This window comes from Nocardioides ganghwensis, assembly GCF_014779655.1.
Classification (GTDB): Bacteria; Actinomycetota; Actinomycetes; order Propionibacteriales; family Nocardioidaceae; genus Nocardioides; species Nocardioides ganghwensis.
On record NZ_JACXYX010000026.1, the window covers coordinates 21,093 to 42,804 of the forward strand.

The following is a 21,712-nucleotide window of genomic DNA, read 5'->3' on the forward strand; positions in this document are numbered from 1 at the left end:
CCTCATGCGATCTCGGTCCCGCCGTCGGGCTCGGTGCCGGACCCGCTGTGCGGCGAGTGGTGTCTCTCGGGAGTGGGCTCGGGGGCGGGCCCGGGCTCGGGCTCCGCGGCGGGCTCTGGGATGGGCTCGGGGGCGGGCTCGGGGGCGGGCTCGGGGGCGGGCTCGGGGGCGGGCTCGGGGGCCGGCGCGTCGAGCCCGGCGACGCTGGCCAGCTCGTCCTCGAGGTCGTCCATGTCGGGCAGGTACGGGGCGAGCTCGGGCAGCTCGTCGAGCGAGGTGATGCCGATGCGCTCGAGGAAGTAGGAGGTGGTGCGGTAGAGGTTCGCACCGCTCTGCTCGTCCTGCCCGGCCTCCTCCACGAGCCCGCGGGTGAGGAGCGTACGCATCACGCCGTCGACGTTGACGCCACGGATCGCGGAGACGCGGGCGCGCGACACGGGCTGCTTGTAGGCGACCACCGAGAGCGTCTCGAGCGCCGCCTGCGTGAGCCGGGCCTGCTGGCCCTCGAGCACGAACGACTCGACGACGGCGGCGAAGTCGGCGCGGGAGTAGAAGCGCCAGCCGCCTGCGACCGATCGCAGGTCGAAGCCGCGGCCCTGGTCGGTGTACTCCGCGGCCAGCGCCACGAGGGCTGCCTCTACCTCCTCGACGGGGTGGCCCACCACGGAGGCCAGCCGGACCGTTGCGAGCGGCTCGTCGGAGACCATGAGGATCGCCTCCAGCGCCGGGCGCAGCTCGGCCACCGCCACGGCGAGGGTGTCCACCTCGCTCGGGTCGACGTCGGGCTGCTGGCTCACTGGTCCTCCTCCGGCTCGTCGGCTGCCACCGACGGCATGGCTGCATCATCGTCGTCGACGGGCGCGCCGTCGAACTCGTCGTGGATGTCGACGTCACCGTCCTCGGCGCCGGTCCAACGTACGGTCAGCTCGCCCAGGGGTGTCACCTGGTCGAACGACACGGCGCCCTCGCGGAAGAGCTCGAGGAGCGACAGGAACCGCGCGACCGTGGTGAGCCGGTCGGGCGAGTCGCCGCACAGGGCTCGGAAGGTCATCGTGCCGCTGCGGCGCAGCCGGTCGACGACGACCTGGGCCTGCTCGCGCACGCTGACCTTGGCGGCGTGGATGTGCTGGAGCGACACCTCGAGGACCGGCTTGGGCTCCATCGCGCGGGCCGCGAGCCGGGCGAAGTCGTCGAGCCCGATCCCGATCAGCACCTCGGGCAGCAGGGTGGCGAACCGCTCCTCGAGCCCGACAGCGCGGGGGTGCCGCCGCGACTCCGAGGCGAGTCGCCCCTCGAGCACCGACGCGACCAGCTTGAACGCGCGGTACTGCATGAGGCGGGCGAAGAGCAGGTCGCGGGCCTCGAGCAGCGCGAGGTCCTCCTCGTCCTCCACGTCGCCCTGCGGCAGCAGCCGGGCCGCCTTGAGGTCCAGCAGGGTGGCGGCCACCACGAGGAAGGAGGTGGTCTGCTCGAGGTCCCAGGAGCCGCCGAGGTTCTTCACGTGCGCGATGAACTCGTCGGTGACCTGGGAGAGCGCCACCTCGGTGATGTCGAGCTTGTGCTTGGCGATCAGGCCGAGGAGCAGGTCGAACGGACCCTCGAAGTTGTCCAGCCGTACGGCGAACGCCGGAGCCTCGCTCCCGGGCTCGAGCGCGCTCGACGCCGGGTCCGAGGCAGGTCGGGCGGGGGCGTTCACTCGTCGAGCAGCCGCTGCACCAGGGCGCTGTCGGCCCCCTGGGCCTCGAGGTCCGCGAGCACCATGGCGAGGGCCTCGCGGACCAGGCGCCCGCGGTCGACGGCCAGGCCGTGCTCGCGGCGCAGCACGAGGCGGGCGTGCTCGATGTCGAGCAGCTCGTCGGAGGTGACGTACACCGTCATCTTCTCGTCGTGGCGGACCCGTCCGCTCGGCCGCCTCGGCCCGGCGGGCTCGGCGTCGTCGGCCACCGCGCGGACCCGGCGGGGACGCTTCCCCGCCTCGGTCCCGGTCGCGTCGCCGCTCTCGGACGTCGGCCGGAACAGGTCGTCCGCGGCCGGCATGCTCACTCGGCGGGCCACCGGGTCAGCACCTCCCTCGCGAGCTGGCGGTAGTGCTCGGCGCCCGTGGACGACGAGGCGTAGGAGGTGATGGGCTCACCGGCGACCGTCGCGTCGGAGAACTTCACGGTGCGGCGGATGACGGTGTGGAAGACGGTGTCGCCCCACGCCGAGACCAGCCGCTCCATCACCTCGCGGCTGTGGAGCGTGCGGCCGTCGAACATGGTGCCGAGCACGCCGTCGATCTCCAGCTTGGGGTTGAGCCGCTCACGCACCTTGTCGATGGTGGTCTTGAGGAGCGCGACGCCGCGCAGTGCGAAGTACTCGCACTCGAGGGGGACGATGACGCCGTCGGAGGCCGTCAGCGCGTTGACCGTCAGCAGGCCGAGCGAGGGCTGGCAGTCGATGAGGATCACGTCGTAGTGCTCGAGCGCCGGCGCGAGGACCCGCTGGAGGGTCTGCTCGCGGGCGACCTCGTGCACGAGCTGCACCTCGGCCGCGGACAGGTCGATGTTGGAGGGCAGCAGGTCCATGCCCTCGATGCCGGAGGGCACCACGACCTCGTCGAGGGTGACGTCGCGGTCCATCAGCAGGTTGTAGATGGTCAGGTCCATCTCGTGCGGGTTGAGTCCCAGGCCGACCGACAGCGAGCCCTGCGGGTCGAAGTCGACCAGCAGCACCCGGCGACCGAACTCCGCGAGCGAGGCCCCGAGGTTGATCGTGGTGGTGGTCTTGCCGACCCCGCCCTTCTGGTTGCACATCGAGATCACCCGGGCGCCCCCGTGCTGGGTGATCGGGGTCGGCTCGGGGAACACCGGCATCGGGCGGCCGGTGGGGCCGAGGGGCGGCTCCGCCGTGGCGGTCGTCGCGGCGCGCGCTTCGGAGCGCGTCTCGACGGGGCGTTCGAAGGGGATCGGCTGGGTCACGTTGTGCTCGTCTCGCAGGGTCGGGCCGGGCTGTGGACTGTGGTGCGGCTGCGGAGGTCGTACGAGGGGCGGCATCTGCGTGGCACTGCTGCCCGTGTCGTGACCGTGGAATCCCGCACCGCTCATGTCTGCTCCTCGTGCATCCGTCGTGCATCGGCCTGGACCTCGATTGGACCACGCCGGACGCCTCCGGCTTTGTCGACACGTCGACAGTTCCCGCACCAGTTCGAGACCGGTCCGGGACGGGTCCCCGGCCACACCGCGCGGGACTCTACGCGCCCGGCGGCACCGTCCTCACAGCCCCGTCGTCACAGCCCTGTCTCACAGCCGCCGCATCGCTGTGGTCGCCAGCACCAGCTCGCCTGCGGCGTCGGTCGCGTCGCAGTCCACGACGGCCTCGATCACCCAGTCGTGGTGGCCCTCCGGGTCGTGGATCGTCTGGCGTACGTCGCGCACGCGGGCGGTGGTGCCGTCCTCGGCGCCCACGGGCTCACCCGTGCGCTCCTCCCCCACCACCAGCAGGTCGGGTCCGCGCGCGTCGCCGTCGGTCAGCACCCGGTCGTGCTCGGCGTAGTAGTCCTCCAGCGCGGCGTCCCAGGCCGATCGGCCGACCACGACCTGGCGCGGCGGGTCGGTGCGGTCGGCGGCGTTGCGCTCGAGGCGTACGAGCGTGTCGAGGTCGTCGCGGGACACGGCGTCGACCCGGGCCCACATGGCGTTGCGGAGCATCACCCGGAAGGGGCGCTCCTGCCTGGACAGCGGGCGCGGAGGTGGCGGCGGCTCGTGGTGGGCGACGGCGCTCGACACGTGGTCGGGGTCCGACAGCGCCTCCCACTCGTCGAGGAGCGACGAGTCCGTCTGGCGCACCGTCTCCCCCAGCCACTCGATGACGTCCTCGACCTCGGGGGCGCGGTGCGCCTCGGGCACCGTCTGGCGCAGGGTGCGGTAGGCGTCGGTGAGGTAGCGCAGCACGAGGCCCTCGGAGCGGGCGAGCTGGTAGCGGCCGACGAAGTCGGTGAACCCCATCCCGTTCTCCCACATCTCGCGCACGACCGACTTCGGCCCGAGGGCGTCGTCGGGCAGCCACGGATGGGTCTGGCGGTAGGTCTCGTAGAGGGCCTCGAGGAGCTCGCGCAGCGGTTGCGGCCAGGTGATCTCCTCCAGCAGCGCCATCCGCTCGTCGTACTCGAGGCCGTCGGCCTTCATCTCCGCGATCGCCTCGCCGCGAGCGGCGTGCTGCTGCGCCATCAGGATCTGGCGCGGCGCCTCGAGGACCGCCTCGACGACGGAGACGACGTCGAGGCCGTAGGTCTCCGACTCGGGGTCGAGGACGTCGAAGGCGGCGAGCGCGAAGTGGGCGAGCGGCTGGTTGAGCGCGAAGTCGTCGGGCAGGTCGACCGTCAGCACGAAGCGTCGACCATGCCCGTCCGGCTCGTCGAGGCGGGTGACGATGCCCGTGCGCACCAGCGAGCGCGCCAGCCTCAGGGCGCGGCGGGCCAGCCGCAGCTGGGCGCGCCGGTCCTCGTGGTTGTCGGTGACCAGGCGGCGCATCACCGCGAACGCGTCCTCCTCGCGGGAGACCACGTTGATCAGCATCGCGTTGTCGACCTTCATCCGGCTGCTCAACCGCTCCGGCACACCCGCGACCAGCTTGTCGAAGGTCTGCTCGGTCCACACGACCGTGCCCTCGGGCGGCTTCTTGAGCTGGGCCTTCGACTTCTTCTTGCCGGCCGCGACCCGCGCGGCGGACTTGGCCTTGGCCTGCTCGTTCTCGATGACGAAGTCCGGCGCCTGGACGACGACGTAGCCGGCCGTGTCGTAGCCCGCCCGGCCGGCGCGACCGGCGATCTGCTGGAACTCCCGTGTGCGGAGCACCCGTTGCCGGTTGCCGTCGAACTTCGCGAGCCCGGAGAACAGGACCGTGCGGATCGGGACGTTGATGCCGACACCGAGCGTGTCGGTGCCGCAGATGACGCGCAGCAACCCGGCCTGCGCGAGCGTCTCGACCAGCCGGCGGTACTTCGGCAGCATCCCGGCGTGGTGCACGCCGATGCCGTTGCGCACCAGTCGCGAGAGCGTCTTCCCGAAGCCGGCGCCGAAGCGGAAAGCGCCGATCCGCTCGGCGATCGCGTCCTTGTCGACCTTCTTGGGCGGATGCCGCAGCAGGTTGGTGGCGTGCTCGACCGCGGCCGCCTGCGTGAAGTGCACGACGTAGACGGGGTCCTGTCCCGTGGACACGAGCTCCTCGAGCGTGTCGTCCAGGGTGTCCATCGACCACCGGAAGCCGAGCGGTACGGGCCGCTCGGCGTCGTCCACGACCGCGGTGTCGCGGCCGGTGCGTCGTCGCAGGTCCTCGACGAAGAACGAGACGTCTCCCAGCGTCGCGGACATCAGCAGGAACTGGGCGTCGACGAGCTCCAGCAGCGGCACCTGCCAGGCCCAGCCGCGGTCGTGCTCGGAGTAGAAGTGGAACTCGTCCATCACCACCAGCCCGACGTCCGCCGACCGGCCCTCGCGCAGCGCGATGTTGGCGAGCACCTCGGCGGTGCAGCAGATGATCGGGGCGTCCGGGTTCACCGCCGCGTCACCGGTCAGCATGCCGACGTTGTCGGCGCCGAAGACCTCGATGAGAGCGAAGAACTTCTCGCTGACCAACGCCTTGATGGGCGCGGTGTAGAAGCTGACCTTGTCCTGGGCGAGCGCTGCGACGTGGGCGCCGATCGCGACCAGCGACTTCCCGGAGCCGGTCGGCGTGGCGAGGATGGCGTGGTTGCCACCCAGCAGCTCGATGACGGCCTCGTCCTGGTGCGGGTAGAGCTCCAGCCCCCGGTCGGACACCCAGCCGGTGAAGGCGTCGTAGACCGCGTCCGGGTCGGCGCCCGTCGGGACCCTCGTGTCGAGGCGCGCAGGGTCCGGCATGGGTCGATCCAACCATCCTGCGGGAGCGGACACGCAGCCGGCGCGGCAGTCAGTCCCGGGCGCGGGGGTGGGCGGTCGCGAAGACCTCGCGCAGGTTGTCGACGGTGACGAGCGTGTAGACCTGCGTGGTCGTCACGGACGCGTGGCCGAGCAGCTCCTGCACCACGCGTACGTCCGCCCCGCCGTCGAGCAGGTGCGTGGCGAACGAGTGGCGCAGCGTGTGCGGCGACACCGACGCCGTCACGCCGGCGCGCTCGGCAGCCTTGACGAGCACCGCCCACGCGCTCTGCCGCGAGAGCCGGCCGCCCCGGGAGTTGAGGAACATCGCCGGCCCCCCACGTCCGGCGCCGACCAGATCCGGGCGCGCGCGGGTGAGGTAGGCAGCCACCGCCTCGCGGGCGTAGCCGCCGACGGGCACGAGCCGCTCCTTGCCGCCCTTGCCGCGGAGCAGCACGGTGCCGTCGACCTGGTCGATGTCGTCGACGTCGAGGCCGACCGCCTCGGAGATGCGGGCGCCGGTGCCGTAGAGCAGCTCGAGCAGGGCGCGGTCGCGCAGCGCCAGCACCGTGTCGGGTGCCCCCGCCGCCTCGAGGATGGCCTCCACGTCCGACAGCGGCAGCGCCTTGGGCAACCGCTTGGCCGGTGTCGGCGGCTTGACGGCCGCCGCCGGATCGGCCTGCGCCAGACCGTCGGACACCGCGAAGCGGTGGAACCCGCGCACCGCCACGACCGTGCGCGCAGCCGACGTCGCGCTCAGCGGCGGGTGCGCCGCGCTCCCCTCCCGCAGGCTCACCAGGAACGCGGCCACCGTCGCCTCGGTGACCGCGTCGAGGTCGTCGATGCCCTGGGCCGCCAGGAACTCGTCGTAGCGCCCCAGGTCGCGGGTGTAGGAGCTGAGCGTGTTGGCCGCGAGACCACGCTCGACCGTGAGGTGGTCGAGATACGTGCGCACGGCCCGGCGCAACGGAACCCCGGAGCTCACTCCAGGACGGTGTCGAGGTCCACCGAGTCGATGCCCACGGCAGCGCCGACGGGGGCGTTGGTGAGCTGCCCGGCGTGGGTGTTCAGGCCGAGCGCGAGGCTGCGGTCGTCGCGCAGCGCCTGCTGCCAGCCCTTGTCGGCCAGCGCCACGGCGTAGGGCAGCGTCGCGTTGGTCAGGGCGTACGTCGAGGTGTTGGGCACCGCGCCGGGCATGTTGGCCACGCAGTAGAACACCGAGTCGTGGACCTCGTAGGTCGGGTCGTCGTGCGTCGTGGCGTGGGAGTCCTCGAAGCAACCGCCCTGGTCGATGGCGATGTCGACGAGCACCGAGCCGGGCTTCATCCGCGACACCAGGTCGTTGCTGACCAGCTTGGGGGCCGCGGCACCGGGGATCAGGACCGCGCCGATGACCATGTCGGCCTCCATGACCTGCTGCTCGATCGCGAGCTTGGAGGAGGCGAGGCCGTGGACGCGGTTGTTGTAGCGCCAGAACGACATCCGCAGCTTGTCGAGGTCGGTGTCGAGCAGGGTCACGTCGGCGCCCATGCCGAGCGCGATGTTGGCGGCGTTCTGGCCCGACACGCCCGCGCCGATGATGACGACCTTCGCGTTGGCCACGCCACCGACGCCGCCCATCAGGACGCCGCGACCGCCGTTGGCCTTCATCAGCGAGTACGCCCCGACCTGGGGCGCGAGGCAGCCCGCGACCTCCGACATCGGGTAGAGCAGCGGCAGGCCGCCGGAGGGCAGCTGCACCGTCTCGTACGCGATCGCCGTGACCTTGCGGGACATCAGCTCCTCGGTGAGGGGCTTGTCGGCGGCGAGGTGGAGGTAGGTGAAGAGGGTCTGGCCCTCCCGCATCCGGGCGTACTCCTCGGCGATCGGCTCCTTGACCTTGAGGATCATGTCGGCGTCGCCCCACACGTCGTCGGCCGTGTCGAGCATCGTGGCGCCGGCGGCGACGTACTCCTCGTCGGGGATCTGCGACCCCACGCCCGCGGACTTCTCGACCACGACCTCGTGACCGTGCTGGACCAGCTCGTGCACGCCGATGGGGGTCAGGGCCACGCGGTACTCGCGGTTCTTGACTTCCTTGGGTACGCCGACCTTCATGCCTTGCTCCTCAGGGTCCGGGTGGCCACGACGGTGTGGCTCGCCTCACAGCGGGAGCGAGACTACTCCCGCGCCGCCTCACGGGGCGTCGAGGGCCCCTCGCTGCTTGAGCACCGCATAGGCGAGCACCGCCTGGACCAGTGGGCCCTGCCGGACCCGGCCCTCGAGCACCGCGTCCAGCAGGTCCGCCATCGGCACCCAGAAGCGCTCCATCTCCGCCTCCTCGTGGCGCAGGTCGAAGTCGCCACGCGAGGCGTGCGTCAGCCCGCGTGCCAGCAGGATCTCGTGCACCTCGTCACTGATGCCCGCGCTCCCGTAGGTGCTCAGCAGGGGGCGCCACTCGCGCGCCTCGAGCTCGACCTCCTCGCGCAGCTCGCGCCTGGCCGTCTCCACCGCGGGCTCGTCGCCCGCGTCGCGCAGACCGGCGGGGAGCTCGACGAACTCGTACCCGCTGGTGTGGCGGTACTGCCGCAGGCACATCACCCGCTCGTCGTCGTCCACCGCGAGCACGACGACGGCGCCGGGGTGCTCGAGGCTGATGCGGGTGAACTCCTCCGCGTGCCCGGGCCGGGTGATCCGGTCCTCCCGCAGGGCCACGACCCAGTCGTCACGGTGCAGGTCCCGGCTGGCGACCACCGGCCACGACATCGGCCGGTCGGCGAGCGGCTCGGCGGGAGATCCTCCGTCGTCGCCGGAGTGCGGATCAGCGTCAGCGGCAGGCATGCCCAGACGCTAGCGCGGCTGGACGGATTGAGTACGGTCGGGCCCATGACGTTGTCGAGCCTCACCAAGTCCGAAGCAGCGATCCGCTCCGACCTCCTCGAGGTCCAGCGCTACGACATCGCCGTGGACATGACCGGCCTGCTCGAGGGTGAGCGCTTCGCCTCGGTCAGCACCATCGCGTTCACCTGCTCGGACCCCGGAGCCACGACGTTCGTCGACGTCGCCATGGACGTGCGCAGAGCGACGCTCAACGGCGAGGAGGTCGACGTCTCGCAGGCCGCCGACGGCCGCCTCCCCCTCCCCCCGCTCGCAGCCGACAACGTCCTGGTCGTCGAGGCCGACACCACCAACACCGGTCGCGGCGAGGGCATCCTGCGCACCGTCGACCCCACCGACAAGCTCGTCTACGTCTGGACCAGCCTGGAGCCCGACGAGGCCCGCCGGGTCTGGGCCTGCTTCGACCAGCCCGACCTCAAGGCGCCGCACCGCTTCGTCGTCACCGCGCCGTCCTCGTGGGTGGTGACCTCCAACGGCGCCCCCGAGTCGGTCACGGACGCCGAGACCCAGGACGCCCGGGTCTGGACCTTCCCCGACACGCCCCGCCTCTCGACGTACGTCGTGGTGGTCAACGCGGGCCCGTTCCACGAGGTGCGGCGCCGGCACGACGGCTACGACCTCGGCTTCTACTGCCGGCAGTCCCTCGTGCCGGTCCTCGAGCGCGACCTCGACGAGATGGTCACCCTGACCCGCCAGGGCCTGGCGTTCTTCGGAGAGAAGTTCGGCTACCCGTTCCCCCAGGAGCGCTACGACCAGGTCTTCGTGCCCAACCTCGGCGGCGCCATGGAGAACTGGGGCTGCGTCACCTACGGCGACGGCCAGCTCTTCCGCACTCCCCCGACCCACGCCCAGCGGGCCGTGCGCGCGGAGTTCATCTTCCACGAGATGGCGCACATGTGGTTCGGCGACCTCGTGACCATGCAGTGGTGGGACGACCTCTGGCTCAACGAGGCCTTCGCGTCCTGGGCGGCCAACTGGGGCATGGCCGGCGCCAGCGAGTTCACCGAGCAGTGGGCGACGTTCCTGGCGGTCTCCAAGCGCACCGCCTACGAGATGGACATGAGCCCGGCCCGCCACCCGATCCGCAGTGACGTCCCCGACGTCTCCGCGGCGATGTCGAACTTCGACGCCATCACCTACGTCAAGGGCCAGAGCGTCCTGCACCAGCTCGTCGCCTTCATCGGCGAGGACGCGTTCGTCGAGGGGCTGCGCGACTACTTCAGCCGTTACGCCTTCACCAACACGCGGCTCGACGACCTCATGGACTGCTACTCCCGCTCGTCCGGCCGTGACCTGTCGGCCTGGACCAAGGCCTGGCTCGACGAGGCGGGCACCGACGTCATCTCGCTCGTGGACGACGAGCTCGTCGTCCAGACGACCGACGACCAGGAGCCCCGGCCGCACCGCCTCGACATCGCCGTCTTCGACACCACCGGCGACGACCTCGTCCCCGTCGGACGCTCGTCCCACGAGGTCGGCGGCCGGCGCACACCGGTCGACCTGCCCGCCGGGGACCTGCGACTCGTCAACGCCGGCGACTTCACCTTCGCCGCGGTCAAGCCCGACCCGGTCTCGCTCACCCGGATGCTGGAGCGGGTGCAGCAGCTCGAGGACCCGCTCGACCGTGCGCTCGTGGCAGCCACGGCCGGACAGCTCCTGCTGCTAGGCGACGTCGCGCCCCGCGACGTCTCGGCCGCGCTGAACCGCGCCCTGTCGTCCGAGACCAGCCCCGCCCTCATCGAGCCGTTCCTCTCGCAGGCGCTGCAGGTCGCCGACCGGTGGGCGCCCGCCTCGGAGTCCCCCGACCTCCTGCGCGGCCTCGCCGACGCCGCCGTGCGCCTCGTCGGCCTACCCGACGCGCGACAGGCGGCGCTGCGCACCTTGGCTGCGTCCGCCTCGACCGACGCCCACTGGACGGCGCTGGAGGCTGCCGCCGAGGACGCGACCGACCTCGACCTCGCCTGGCGGATGGCCGTACGCCGCTCGGAGCTCGGCGACTACGACGAGGACCGCGTCGCCCGCCTGCTCGAGTCCGACCCCGACCCCGACGCCGGCATGCGACGGCTCGCGGTCCTGGCGGCCAACCCGAGCGTCGAGGCCAAGGAGGAGGTGTGGCGCGCGTTCTTCGTCGACTACGCCGTGCCCGCCAGCAGGGAGACTCTCGTCCTCGGGTCCACGTTCTGGCGTCCCGGCCAGGCGGAGCTGCTGGCTCCGTTCGCCCACCGCTACCTCGAGGAGCTGCACACGCTCAAGGGCGGGCTGCTCAACCAGGGCCTCACGATCCGTGCGATGTACCCGCTCGGTGCGGGCGACGCGAGGTTCCTCGCCGCCGCCGAGGCGGCCGCCGACGACCCCAGCCTGATGGCGTACGCCCGCAACCAGCTCCGCTCGAACTCGTTCGTGCTCGGCCGGATCCTCCAGGCCCGCCAGCTCTGAGGCCTCCGTGGTCGAGTAGCCCGCGAGGAACGAGCGGGCACATCGAGGCCCGCGCTGCTCAGACCTCGGCGTCCTCGTCCTTGCGGCGCAGCCCCGTCTCGTCGATCGGGAACCGCTCGGAGCGCTGCCGCTCGATGGCGGCCCCCACGAGCCCGGCGAAGAGCGGGTGCGGTCGGGTCGGGCGCGAGCGCAGCTCGGGGTGCGCCTGCGTCGCGACGTAGTAGGGGTGCACGTCCGCGGGGAGCTCCACGAACTCGACCAGCCCCAGCTCGGGGTTGATGCCGGAGAAGACCAGCCCGGCCTCGGCCAGGGTCTCGCGGTAGGCGTCGTTGAACTCGTAGCGGTGGCGGTGGCGCTCCTCGACCGTCGCAGAGCCGTACGCCTTGCGCACGACGCTGCCCTCGAGCAGCTCCGCCTTCTGCAGGCCGAGACGCATCGTGCCGCCGAGGTCGCCGGCGCCCTCGACGAACTTCTTCTGCTCCTCGATCGTCGAGATGACCGGCTCGACGGTGTCGGGGTCGAACTCCGTCGACCCCGCCTTGGCGAGCCCGGCCACGTTGCGGGCGTACTCGATGACCATGCACTGCAGGCCCAGGCACAGGCCCAGCGTCGGGATGCCGTGGGTGCGGGTGTAGCGCAGCGCGCCGAGCTTGCCCTCGATGCCGCGCACGCCGAAGCCGCCCGGGACGAGCACGGCGTCGACGTCGGCGAGCTGCCTGGCGGCGCCCGCCTCGGTCTCGCACTCGTCGGAGGCGACCCAACGGATGTTGACCTTGGCCTCGTGGGCGAAGCCACCCGCACGGAGTGCCTCACTGACCGAGAGGTAGGCGTCGGGGAGGTCGATGTACTTGCCGACGAGCGCGACCGTGACCTCTTCCGAGGGGTGGTGCACCCGGCGCAGCAGGTCGTCCCAGGTGGTCCAGTCGACGTCGCGGAACGGCAGGTCGAGGCGGCGCACGACGTAGGCGTCGAGGCCCTCGCGGTGCAGCACCTTGGGGATGTCGTAGATCGAGGGTGCGTCGGCCGCGGTGACGACGGCCTCGTCGTCGACGTCGCACATGAGGGCGATCTTGCGCTTGATGCCCTCGGGCAGCTCACGGTCGGCGCGGCAGACGATGGCGTCGGGCTGGATGCCGATCGAGCGCAGGGCCGCCACGGAGTGCTGGGTCGGCTTGGTCTTCAGCTCGCCCGACGGTCCGATGTAGGGCACGAGGGAGACGTGGATGAAGAAGCAGTTGTCGCGACCGATCTCGTGACGCGTCTGGCGCGCGGCCTCGAGGAACGGCAGCGACTCGATGTCGCCCACCGTGCCGCCGACCTCGGTGATCACGACGTCGATGTCGGGTCCGCCCATCGCGAGGATGCGGTCCTTGATCTCGTTGGTGATGTGCGGGATCACCTGGACGGTGTCACCGAGGTAGTCGCCGCGGCGCTCCTTGGCGATCACCGTGGAGTAGACCTGTCCGGTCGTCACGTTGGCGATCTGGTTGAGGTCGGTGTCGAGGAACCGCTCGTAGTGGCCGATGTCGAGATCGGTCTCGGCGCCGTCGTTGGTCACGAAGACCTCGCCGTGCTGGAACGGGTTCATCGTGCCCGGATCGACGTTGAGGTACGGATCCAGCTTCTGCATCGTGACGCGCAGTCCGCGCGCCTTCAGCAGGTTGCCCAGGCTGGAGGCGGTGAGCCCCTTGCCGAGGGAGGAGGCGACGCCTCCGGTCACGAATACGTGCTTGGTCGGCGTGCGGCTCTTCACGGGCTTCGATCCTACCCGAGGGGGACGGGTCCGTCGGCACCCGACGCACCGAACGCGCCGCCCGGCGTCGCGAGCGAGCGCTGCAGTGTGATCATCGTCGCCACCCGACCGGCCGTCGTGTCGATGCCGTCGAGGCTGGCGACGCCGCTCGCAGCGGGGTCGGCGCGGAAGCGCCCGAGCTGTCCGTCCCCACCGTCGGCGGTCGTGCCGGCGAGCACCACGCCCACCGACTGTGCCGCGAGGCCCTGGGCGAGCCCGGCGAGGATCGCGTCGGCCCCCTCGTCGCGGGCGTCCGTCCCGAGCACGAGCAGGACCAGCGGCGCGCGCTGCGAGACCTCGTCCGGCTTCGCCATCAGACCGGCGCCGCTCACGGCGTCGACGATGGCGCGCGCCTTGCCGTTGACCTCCTGGCCCTCGACGTCCTTGGTCGCCACGGCCAGGCCCAGCAGCTGGCCGATCCGGTCGTACGTCGAGGCCTCGGCCGCCACGTCGCCCTCGGCCTGCTGGGTCAGCAGCTGGCTGCCGAGCGTGTCGACCAGTGATTTCTGGCCCGGGTCGACGAGGTCGTCGCTGAGCTCGTAGCGAGCGCTGACGCTGCCGCCGGACGCAGCCACCTGCTCGGCGAGCGCCGCGACGACCTGCTCGTCGGCGCCGGGCAGGGTCACCAGCGCGACCGAGCGCTCGGCCAGCCGGCCGCCCACGGCGCCCGGGCCGAGGGCCGAGACGAAGCTCTCGGTGTAGTCGGTGCGTGCCCGGTCCGCGGCGGGAGCGGGCTCGTCGTCGTTGCCCGCGGTCACGACGCTCTGGTTGACGTCGGACAGCGGACCGCCGCCCAGGACGATGCCGGCCGCGAGGGCGAGGAAGACGGCGACGACGGTGAGCAGGTGGTGGCGCAGGGTGATCACGGGAGGATTCCTCGTACGTTGTCGATCAGGTCGGACGTCGTGCTGGTGACGCCCGGGGACAGGTCGTCGACCCACTGCTGGCCGACCGGCGTGACGCTGACCGCCGCGGCGAGCGCGAGCGTCCCGGCGGCGAGCACGCCGGCGAGATGGCGCGGTCGCACCGCTCCGTCGTAGAGCCGGGGCAGGGCCGCAGCGTCGACGAGGTCGGGACCGAGCTTGAGCCGGGTCAGGAAGGTGCTGGCCAGGCCGGTGCGTCGGCTGTCGAGGAACTCGTCGAGCGTGGCGTGCATGCCCACGCCCACGACCAGGGACGCCTCGCTGGCGGACGCCAGCAGCAGCGCGGCGTCCTCGGTGGTCGCTGTCGTCTCGAAGCGCAGCGGGCGGATGCCGAGGCGCTCGAACGGCTCGGTGACGCTGCGGGGTGCACCTCGCTGGACGAGCACGACGACGTCGCGCGCCTTGCGCAGCACCGCGGCGGCAGGAAGGTCGTCGGAGCCGCCGGTCACGACGACGACGTCTGGGCTGTGCCCGGCGCTGACGAGCGCGTCGGCCCCGCGGTCGACCCCGACCAGGACCGGGCGCTGCTCGCGTACGAACGGCTTGATGCCGCGCAGCTCGGACTCCCAGCCGTGCGAGCGCACGGTCACCACGACCGCCCGCCCGGCCATCTCGGTCGCCGTCCGCGGCACGCCGTGGCCGTGGAGGAGCAGGTCCTCCTCGCGGCGGAGGAACTCGGTGCTGTTGTGGGTGAAGCTCTCCAGCTGCGCGGCCAGGCCGGTGCGCGCCCTGGCCATCTCGTCGCGCACCAGCTCGGGGGTCAGCTCGCGGGCGGCCGCGGCCAGGGTGTCCCCGGTGTAGACGTCTCCGCCGTCGATCCGCAGCGCGGCGCCGTCCTTGACCCGGTCGAAGACCGCCGGTCCGGCGTTGTCCACGACCGCGACGCCGGCGTCGACGAGCAGCTCGGGTCCGAGGTTGGGATAGCGCCCCGAGATCATCGGACCGGCGTTCACCACGGCCACGACACCGGCGTCGACCAGTGCCTGGGCCGTGGCCCGATCCATGTCGAGGTGGTCGAGCACGGCGACGTCGCCGTCGTGCAGGCGACCGAGCGCGCTGGCCGTGCGGCGGTGGACCCGGGCCGTGCCGTGCACGCCGGGGAGGGCGGGGGCTGAGCGGGAGCGGACTGCGAACTTCATGACCGCGCCATGGTGTCAGCCGCGGCCCTGCCCTTCGGGGAGGCACGCCCGCTCGGGCGCGGCGGCCTCGAGCAGCTCGCGGGCGTGGGCGCGCGCGCTCTCGGAGTCCTCGACGCCCGCGAGCATCCGGGAGAGCTCGCGCTCGCGATCGTCCTCGCCCAGCGACACCAGGCCCGAGGTGGTGACGGACCCGTCGCTGGACTTGTGCACGACCACGTGCCGGTCGGCGTACGCCGCCACCTGGGGCAGGTGGGTCACCACGAGGACCTGGGAGGTGCGCGCGAGGGCCGCCAGCCTGCGTCCGACCTCGATGGCCGCCTTGCCGCCGACGCCGGCGTCGACCTCGTCGAAGACGAAGGTGGGCACGGATCCGGTCTCGGCCAGCGACACCTCGAGCGCCAGCATCACACGCGACAGCTCGCCGCCCGACGCGCCCTTGTGCAGCGGTCGGGCGTCGGCGCCGGAGTTGGCCGCGAGCAGGAACTCGACGTCGTCGACGCCGTGCACGCTCGCCCGCACCCATCGGCCGTCGACCAGCAGCTGTGGGCCGGCGGGGGTCTCGGGCGTCGGGGTCTCCTGCTGCGTGACGGCGATGGTGACGGTCGCGTGCGGCATCGCGAGCGAGGTCAGCTCGTCGCTCACCGCCGCCCCGAGGCGCTCGGCAGCATCGGTCCGCTGCGCACTCAGGTCGGCCGCGTGGCGCCCCAGGTCGGAGCGCAGGCGGTCGCGGCGCTCCGCGAGCTCGCTGATCCGACCGTCGGTGTCCTCGAGGTCCAGCAGCCGCTTGGCACCGTCCTCGGCCCAGGCCAGCACCTCGTCGATCGTCTCGCCGTACTTGCGCGTCAGCGCCGTCAGCGCCGCCCGGCGCTCCGAGACCGCAGCGAGGCGGGCGGGATCGGTCTCGAGGGAGGCCGCGTAGGACGCGACGTCACCGGCAACGTCGACGAGGAGGTGGCCCAGCTCGGCCAGCCGGTCGGCCAGCTCGCCGGCCGTGGCGTCGTGGTCCCGTACGCCCTCCAGCGCCTGGCGCGCAGCGCTCGTGGTCGCGAGGGCGTCGGCGGCGCCGTCCTCGCTGGACAGTGCCTCGCGGGCCGTCTCGGCCGCGGTGCGGAGAGTGTCGGCGAAGCCGAGCCTGGTCTCCTCCGCGGCGAGCTCGGCGTCCTCCCCGGGCCGCGGGTCCACCGCCTCGACCTCGCCGAGGCCGAAGCGCAGCTGGTCGGCCTCGCGCGCCCGCTCGCGGGCGGAGCCGACGACCTCGGCGAGGGTGCGCTCGGTGGCCACGAGCTCGGCCCACGACTGTGCGTAGGCCGCGAGGGTGGTCGCCAGCGCGTCTCCGCCGAACCGGTCGAGCGCAGCGCGCTGCGCCCCGGGCCGGAGCAGCCGGTGCTGGTCGGACTGGCCGTGCACGGCGACGAGCGGCTCGGCCACGTCGGCCAGGGTGGTCACCGGAACGGAGGCACCCCCGACCCAGGCACGGGAGCGCCCCTGCGCGGCGACGTTGCGCGCCAGCACGACCCGGTCCTCCTCAACCTCACCACCGAGCTCCTCGACGGCCTCCCTGAAGCCGGTCAGCGATCCGGTGGCGACGACACCCTCGACCCTCGACTGCCGGGCACCGGAGCGTACGGCTCCCGAGTCCGCCCGGCCGCCGAGCAGCAGGCCGAGCGCGGTGACGACCATCGTCTTGCCGGCGCCGGTCTCGCCGGTGATCACCGTCAGTCCGGGGCCGAGCTCGAGCGTGGACGACTCGATGACCCCGAGCTGGCTGATCCGCAGCTCCTCAAGCATCCTTCTCGCCCCCGTCGTGGTCCCCGCCGTCGCGGCGTCGACGCTCGGCGGCGCCACGCCAGCCCTCGACCGGGAGGTCGAACTTCGCGACCAGGCGGTCGGTGAACGGCGCCTGGTGCAGGCGGACCAGCCGCACCGGCCGCGCGCCGCGGCGCACCTCGATGCGAGCCCCGGGCGGCAGGTCGACGGTGCGGCGGCCGTCGCACCACAGGACGCCGGACCCCTCGGTGTTGGCGAGCACCTCGACGGCGAGCACCGAGGTCGGGGCGACCACCATCGGGCGTGCGAACAGGGCGTGGGCGCTGAGCGGCACCATCAGCAGGGCCTCCACCTCGGGCCACACCACCGGCCCCCCGGCGCTGAAGTTGTAGGCGGTGGAGCCCGTCGGCGTGGCGCACACGACACCGTCGCAGCCCCAGCGGGAGAGGGGACGGCCGTCGACCTCGACGACCACCTCCAGCATCCGCTCGCGCGCGGCCTTCTCGACGCTCGCCTCGTTGAGCGCGAAGGTCGAGAACAGCACCTCCTTGCCCACCAGGACGCGTACGTCGAGGGTCAGGCGGTCCTCGGCGGTGTAGTCGCGCCGGACGATCGCGGTGATGGTGGACTCGACGTCCTCCTGCTCGGCCTCGGCGAGGAAGCCGACGTGTCCGAGGTTGACCCCCAGCAGCGGCGTGCTCGTCTCGTGGGTGAGCTCGGCGGCCCGCAGGATGGAGCCGTCTCCCCCGATGACGAGCACCAGCTCGCAGCCCTCGCCGGGCAGGTGGTCGGGGAGGGTCGTCTCGACGAGACCGTCGACGTCCTCCAGGCCCAGGTCAGCGGCTTCGTCGGGCAGGAGGCGTACGGCGATGCCGTGCGTGGTGAGGCTCTTGACGCACTGACGGGCCACGTCGCGCACCTCGGCACGACCGGTGTGCGCCAGCACCATGACTCGGCGCCGCGGGCTCTCGTTGGTCACGGATCCACCCTCTCACCCGCCACCCCCAACGACCGGGCACGCTCGACCTCGGCGCGGATCTCGTCCGCGCCGATCGAAGCAGGGCCGTGGCGCAGCAGCAGGAAGAACTCGACGTTGCCCGACGGTCCGGGGAGGGGGCTCACGGTCACGGCGACCGCACCCCAGCCGCGCTCGGCAGCCAGGTCCGCGATGGTGGTGACCGCCTCGGCCCGCAGCCCGAGGTCGCGCACCACGCCACCCTTGCCCACGCGGTCCTTGCCCACCTCGAACTGCGGCTTCACCATGAGCGCGAGCTCGCCGTCCTCCCGGGTCACCGACAGGAGCGGGTCGAGCACCAGGGCCAGCGAGATGAAGGACAGGTCGCCGACGACGAGGTCGACCGGCTCCCCGATGACGTCGAGGGTGAGGTCCCGGATGTTGGTGCGGTCGTGGACCTGGACGCGGTCGTCGCTCTGCAGGGACCACGCCAGCTGGCCGTAACCGACGTCGACGGCCACGACCTCGCGCGCACCGGCGCGCAGCAGCACGTCGGTGAAGCCCCCCGTCGAGGCGCCCGCGTCCAGGCAGCGCTTGCCGCCCACGGTGAGGCCGTGGTCGGCGAAGGCCGCCAGGGCACCGGCCAGCTTGTGACCACCGCGGGAGACGTAGTCCACCGTCGACGGGTCGTCCTTCACCACGATCGCGACGTCGGTCGTCACCCCGGTCGCCGGTTTCGTCGCCGGCGCCCCGGAGACCGTCACCCGGCCGGCGGCCACCAGCTCGCTGGCGTGCTCGCGCGAACGGGCCAGCCCGCGCCGGACCAGCTCCTGGTCCAGGCGTAGTCGTCTGGGCGGCACGGTCGCTCAGACGTCCCGGGCGTTGCCGGGCGCTTCGGGCTGGGCGTCGAGGGCGCGCCGCAGCTGGTCGTGTGCGCGTTCGAACACCTGGACGTGCTGGTCCACCGGGGAGTCGGCGAGACCCGCCACCTCGGCCAGGACCCGGTCCACTGCCTCGACGCCGGTGGACTCGTGGTCGGTGGACACCTCGCTCATGGCCGCGAGCCTACTCGGCGCCGAGCTGTCGAACAGGCCCGGGCGGCGTCGTGTCGGAGACGTCGGCGACCTCGCCCGACTCGTCGAGGTGGCGCCAGCAGGCGGTGGCAGCGACCCGCCACCAGTCCGCGACGGAGCCCTCCCCCACCACCCGCAGGCCACCGTCGCTCACGCGAGCGGCCCACCCGCCGAGCTCGACGGCCACGCCGTCCACCGCCGGCACCGGGTGCGGCTCGAACAACCCCTCCAGCGTCGGCGAGATGTACGTCGGGCGGAGCTCGGGCGTCGCGGCCGCCAGCTCCTCCAGCCAGGTCACGCCGGTGAGCACCAGCAGGGACGGGGCCGCGATCGCGTGCGCGCCCTCGATGTCGGTGTCCAGCCGGTCCCCCACCATGATCGGCCGGTCGCCACCGACGCGCAGGACCGTCTCCTCCATCAGCGGCCTCTCGGGCTTGCCGGCCACGGTGGCGTCGACGCCGGCGAACCCCGTGATCGTCCGCACGAGGACACCGTGCCCGGGGGCCAGTCCGTAGGGGGTCGGGATGGTCAGGTCCGCATTGCTGGCGACGTAGGGCAGGCCGTCCCGGACGAGCGTCGAGACCCGCATGATGTCTCGCCACCTCACATCGGGTCCGTAGCCGCTCGCGACGGCCGCCACCCCGTCCGGCTCGTCCGTCGGTTCGAGGCCCGCCTCGAGGAGGGCCACCCGCAGTCCCTCCCCGCCGAGCAGCAGGATCCTGGCGCCCTCGCCGTGCGCCTCGGCCAGCAGCCGTGCGGCCGCCTGGGCGGACGTGACGACGTCCGCGGGCTCGGCCTGGACTCCCACCCCGGTGAGCTTCGCGGCCACCTGCGCCGGCGTCCGGGACGCGTTGTTCGTCACGAATGCGACGTGGCGACCGGTCGCGCGTACGCGGTCGATGCGCTCCGCGACGCCCTCGATCGCCTCCGTGCCGACGTAGACCACGCCGTCGAGGTCGAACATGACCAGGTCGTGCGCCTCGACGACCGGCGCCGTGGACTCCTCGAGCATGCTGAACCCCTCTCTGGATCGTGACGAGCACCCCCCTACGATGCTCCGATGGACTCCGCCACCATCGTGCCTCCCTACGTGGCGAAGCCCCTCGAGCTCATGCCGTTCCGGGCCGTCATGCTGTCGCCGGAACGCGTCGGCGACCCGGCCTCTGCACGAGCGCTGGCGCGACCCTACCGTGACGTCGCCACCCGCCTGACCCAGTGGATCGAGCGCGGTCGTGCCATCACCGACACCGCACCCGCGCTGTACCTGCACGAGTACACGTCAGGGGGGCTGACCGTCCGCGGTCTCGTCGGAGCGCTGCGCGTCTCCGAGCGAGCCGCCGCGCCGGCCGATCGGGCGGTCTGGCCGCACGAGGCGATCCATCCCGAGCAGGCAGGCGAGCTCGCGGACCGGATGTCGCAGATGTCGCTCAACCCGGCCCCGATCCTGCTCGTCCACCACGGGCCGGACGCGCTCCGCGAGATCATCGGCGAGGTCGCTCGCACCGTGCCCGACTGGCGGTACCTCGACCGGACCGGGCAGCGTCAGCGGATCTGGGCCATCCGCGACCCGGACCTGCTCGACTCCGTCGGTGCGCTGCTGGCCACGTCCCGCTGCCTCATCGCCGACGGGCACCACCGGTACGCCGCGTACCTCCGACTCCAGGAACAGCATCCCGGCACGGCGTGGGACGCCGGCCTCGCGATGCTCGTCGACCAGCACGACACGCCCCTGTTCCTGGGAGCGATCCACCGGACGCTCCCGGGCGTCTCGCTGGCGCCGCTGGCGGAGGCCGCCCGCGCGGCCGGCGCCGCCGTCACCGAGCACCAGCGCCCACGGGCGCTCGGCGCCCTCGACAGCACCCACCTCGTGCTGACCGACGGCGCCACGTGGTACGCGGTGGCCCCGGGCGACCTCGCACGCCAGGCGGCGGTGTCCTGGCTCCACGAGCAGGTGCTCGGTCGCCTGGCCGATCCGCTGCCGCGGGTCGAGTACCACCACAGCGTCGACGATGCGCTTGCCGCCGCCTCCGGCACCACACCTGCGGTGCTGTTGCCGAGCCCGGACTTCGAGCAGGTTCGAGCCATCGTCGAGTCAGGCGGGCTTCTTCCCGAGAAGGCGACGTCGTTCCAGCCGAAGCCGAGCCTCGGGGTCCTCATGCGGCCGATGAACGACGCATGATCCGCGCCGCGGACGTCTCCACCTCGACACGCGAACGGGTCGCACCACCCGCTTGGTAGAACCGGCACCGCACTGCGCCCACCACCTCGACGACATCCCCGGCACGCCACGTCGCGATGCTCCGGCGGAGCCGCGGCGCCCACGCCGTGCACGGGATCGAGTCGACCCGTTGCGCGGAGGTCGGGCCGCGCCCGGTCGGTGACGCCCGGGGTACCGAGATGCGGAAGGTCACGAGCGCGTCTCCGCTCGGCAGCTCCACCGCCATCGGAGCCCCGCTCAGCCGGCCCAGCAGCCGCACCTCGTTGGCAACGCCCGCCGCGCCATTCTGTGCTTTGACGGTCTGTGTCTTCGTCACAGTGCACCTCCTGGGACGAAGACTTCCCGCCGGCACCGACCACCGGCGCAGCGATGCGGCATGCCCTGTGGACGACCCCGCGCACCGCCGGCCTGTGGACGATTCGTGGTCACGTTGCCGGATGACGCGCGGCGATCCGCGAAGACCGGCTGGTTGACGACCTTCGAGCGGGAACGCAAAAGTGGGGCCACCCGAAGGTGACCCCACTTTCACAATGTTTGTCCGGCGGCGTCCTACTCTCCCACAACCTCTCGGTTGCAGTACCATCGGCGCTGAAAGGCTTAACTTCCGGGTTCGGTATGGGACCGGGTGTTTCCCGTTTCGCTATGGCCGCCGTAAC

19 protein-coding genes and 1 rRNA gene are annotated in these 21,712 nt (G+C 72.4%); 2 read left to right on the plus strand and 18 right to left on the minus strand.

Features of this window, described 5'->3' with window-relative positions:
- Positions 1 to 2: 2 nt before the first annotated feature.
- From scpB to IEZ24_RS20780, 8 genes are all read right to left on the minus strand, one after another.
- Positions 3 to 797 carry an SMC-Scp complex subunit ScpB gene (scpB, locus tag IEZ24_RS20745; protein ID WP_129457002.1) on the minus strand — a complete coding sequence of 265 codons (795 nt, stop codon included), beginning with the start codon at positions 795 to 797 and terminating at the stop codon, positions 3 to 5.
- The gene (locus IEZ24_RS20750; RefSeq protein WP_129457003.1) at positions 794 to 1,696 is read right to left on the minus strand and encodes a segregation and condensation protein A; all 903 of its coding nucleotides are present in this window, start codon (positions 1,694 to 1,696) and stop codon (positions 794 to 796) included. The genes scpB and IEZ24_RS20750 overlap by 4 nt, the downstream gene beginning before the upstream one ends.
- Entirely contained in the window at positions 1,693 to 2,055 is a 363-nt protein-coding gene (locus IEZ24_RS20755; RefSeq protein ID WP_207206945.1) for a hypothetical protein, read from the minus strand. Before IEZ24_RS20755 ends, IEZ24_RS20750 begins: the two co-directional genes overlap by 4 nt.
- Entirely contained in the window at positions 2,040 to 2,960 is a 921-nt protein-coding gene (locus IEZ24_RS20760) for a ParA family protein (RefSeq protein WP_318151931.1), read from the minus strand. Before IEZ24_RS20760 ends, IEZ24_RS20755 begins: the two co-directional genes overlap by 16 nt.
- A 321-nt stretch (positions 2,961 to 3,281) precedes the next feature.
- The gene (locus IEZ24_RS20765) at positions 3,282 to 5,879 is read right to left on the minus strand and encodes a DEAD/DEAH box helicase (protein ID WP_129457004.1); all 2,598 of its coding nucleotides are present in this window, start codon (positions 5,877 to 5,879) and stop codon (positions 3,282 to 3,284) included.
- A gap of 49 nt (positions 5,880 to 5,928) precedes the next feature.
- Positions 5,929 to 6,861 carry a site-specific tyrosine recombinase XerD gene (gene xerD / locus IEZ24_RS20770; RefSeq protein WP_242498620.1) on the minus strand — a complete coding sequence of 311 codons (933 nt, stop codon included), beginning with the start codon at positions 6,859 to 6,861 and terminating at the stop codon, positions 5,929 to 5,931.
- Positions 6,858 to 7,973: an alanine dehydrogenase gene (ald, locus tag IEZ24_RS20775; protein WP_129457005.1), complete on the minus strand. Its 1,116-nt coding sequence runs from the start codon at positions 7,971 to 7,973 to the stop codon at positions 6,858 to 6,860. Before ald ends, xerD begins: the two co-directional genes overlap by 4 nt.
- 78 nt (positions 7,974 to 8,051) lie before the next feature.
- Positions 8,052 to 8,696 (minus strand): NUDIX domain-containing protein, encoded by a 645-nt coding sequence (locus IEZ24_RS20780; RefSeq protein ID WP_129457006.1) that lies wholly within the window; start codon positions 8,694 to 8,696, stop codon positions 8,052 to 8,054.
- A 45-nt stretch (positions 8,697 to 8,741) separates the two neighbouring features.
- Between IEZ24_RS20780 and pepN the strand changes: the two genes are divergently transcribed.
- Positions 8,742 to 11,189, plus strand: a complete 2,448-nt coding sequence (gene pepN, locus IEZ24_RS20785; protein ID WP_129457007.1) for an aminopeptidase N — start codon at positions 8,742 to 8,744, stop codon at positions 11,187 to 11,189.
- Positions 11,190 to 11,247: 58 nt separating this feature from the next.
- On the opposite strand, the gene IEZ24_RS20790 is transcribed toward pepN, so the two are convergent.
- From IEZ24_RS20790 to IEZ24_RS20825, 8 genes are read right to left on the minus strand one after another with little or no spacing between them, the layout of a single operon-like run.
- Entirely contained in the window at positions 11,248 to 12,942 is a 1,695-nt protein-coding gene (locus IEZ24_RS20790) for a CTP synthase (RefSeq protein WP_129457008.1), read from the minus strand.
- A gap of 11 nt (positions 12,943 to 12,953) precedes the next feature.
- Positions 12,954 to 13,847 carry a copper transporter gene (locus IEZ24_RS20795; RefSeq protein ID WP_165356215.1) on the minus strand — a complete coding sequence of 298 codons (894 nt, stop codon included), beginning with the start codon at positions 13,845 to 13,847 and terminating at the stop codon, positions 12,954 to 12,956.
- Positions 13,844 to 15,043 carry a putative cytokinetic ring protein SteA gene (gene steA / locus IEZ24_RS20800; RefSeq protein WP_129457010.1) on the minus strand — a complete coding sequence of 400 codons (1,200 nt, stop codon included), beginning with the start codon at positions 15,041 to 15,043 and terminating at the stop codon, positions 13,844 to 13,846. The genes IEZ24_RS20795 and steA overlap by 4 nt, the downstream gene beginning before the upstream one ends.
- 15 nt (positions 15,044 to 15,058) lie before the next feature.
- Positions 15,059 to 16,831, minus strand: a complete 1,773-nt coding sequence (gene recN / locus IEZ24_RS20805; protein ID WP_129457011.1) for a DNA repair protein RecN — start codon at positions 16,829 to 16,831, stop codon at positions 15,059 to 15,061.
- On the minus strand, positions 16,824 to 17,789 hold the full coding sequence (locus IEZ24_RS20810) for an NAD kinase (RefSeq protein ID WP_242498621.1): 966 nt from the start codon (positions 17,787 to 17,789) through the stop codon (positions 16,824 to 16,826). The genes recN and IEZ24_RS20810 overlap by 8 nt, the downstream gene beginning before the upstream one ends.
- Positions 17,786 to 18,625 (minus strand): TlyA family RNA methyltransferase, encoded by an 840-nt coding sequence (locus tag IEZ24_RS20815; protein ID WP_129457012.1) that lies wholly within the window; start codon positions 18,623 to 18,625, stop codon positions 17,786 to 17,788. Before IEZ24_RS20815 ends, IEZ24_RS20810 begins: the two co-directional genes overlap by 4 nt.
- A 6-nt stretch (positions 18,626 to 18,631) precedes the next feature.
- The gene (locus tag IEZ24_RS20820) at positions 18,632 to 18,820 is read right to left on the minus strand and encodes a hypothetical protein (protein WP_129457013.1); all 189 of its coding nucleotides are present in this window, start codon (positions 18,818 to 18,820) and stop codon (positions 18,632 to 18,634) included.
- A 10-nt stretch (positions 18,821 to 18,830) separates the two neighbouring features.
- Positions 18,831 to 19,850: an HAD-IIA family hydrolase gene (locus IEZ24_RS20825; protein WP_129457014.1), complete on the minus strand. Its 1,020-nt coding sequence runs from the start codon at positions 19,848 to 19,850 to the stop codon at positions 18,831 to 18,833.
- Between the two features lie 48 nt (positions 19,851 to 19,898).
- Between IEZ24_RS20825 and IEZ24_RS20830 the strand changes: the two genes are divergently transcribed.
- Positions 19,899 to 21,017, plus strand: a complete 1,119-nt coding sequence (locus tag IEZ24_RS20830; RefSeq protein ID WP_129457015.1) for a DUF1015 family protein — start codon at positions 19,899 to 19,901, stop codon at positions 21,015 to 21,017.
- On the opposite strand, the gene IEZ24_RS20835 is transcribed toward IEZ24_RS20830, so the two are convergent.
- On the minus strand, positions 20,992 to 21,372 hold the full coding sequence (locus tag IEZ24_RS20835) for a single-stranded DNA-binding protein (RefSeq protein ID WP_242498622.1): 381 nt from the start codon (positions 21,370 to 21,372) through the stop codon (positions 20,992 to 20,994). The genes IEZ24_RS20830 and IEZ24_RS20835 overlap by 26 nt on opposite strands.
- Positions 21,373 to 21,592: 220 nt before the next feature.
- Positions 21,593 to 21,710: ribosomal RNA gene (rrf, locus tag IEZ24_RS20840) — 5S ribosomal RNA — on the minus strand.
- Positions 21,711 to 21,712 lie beyond the last annotated feature (2 nt).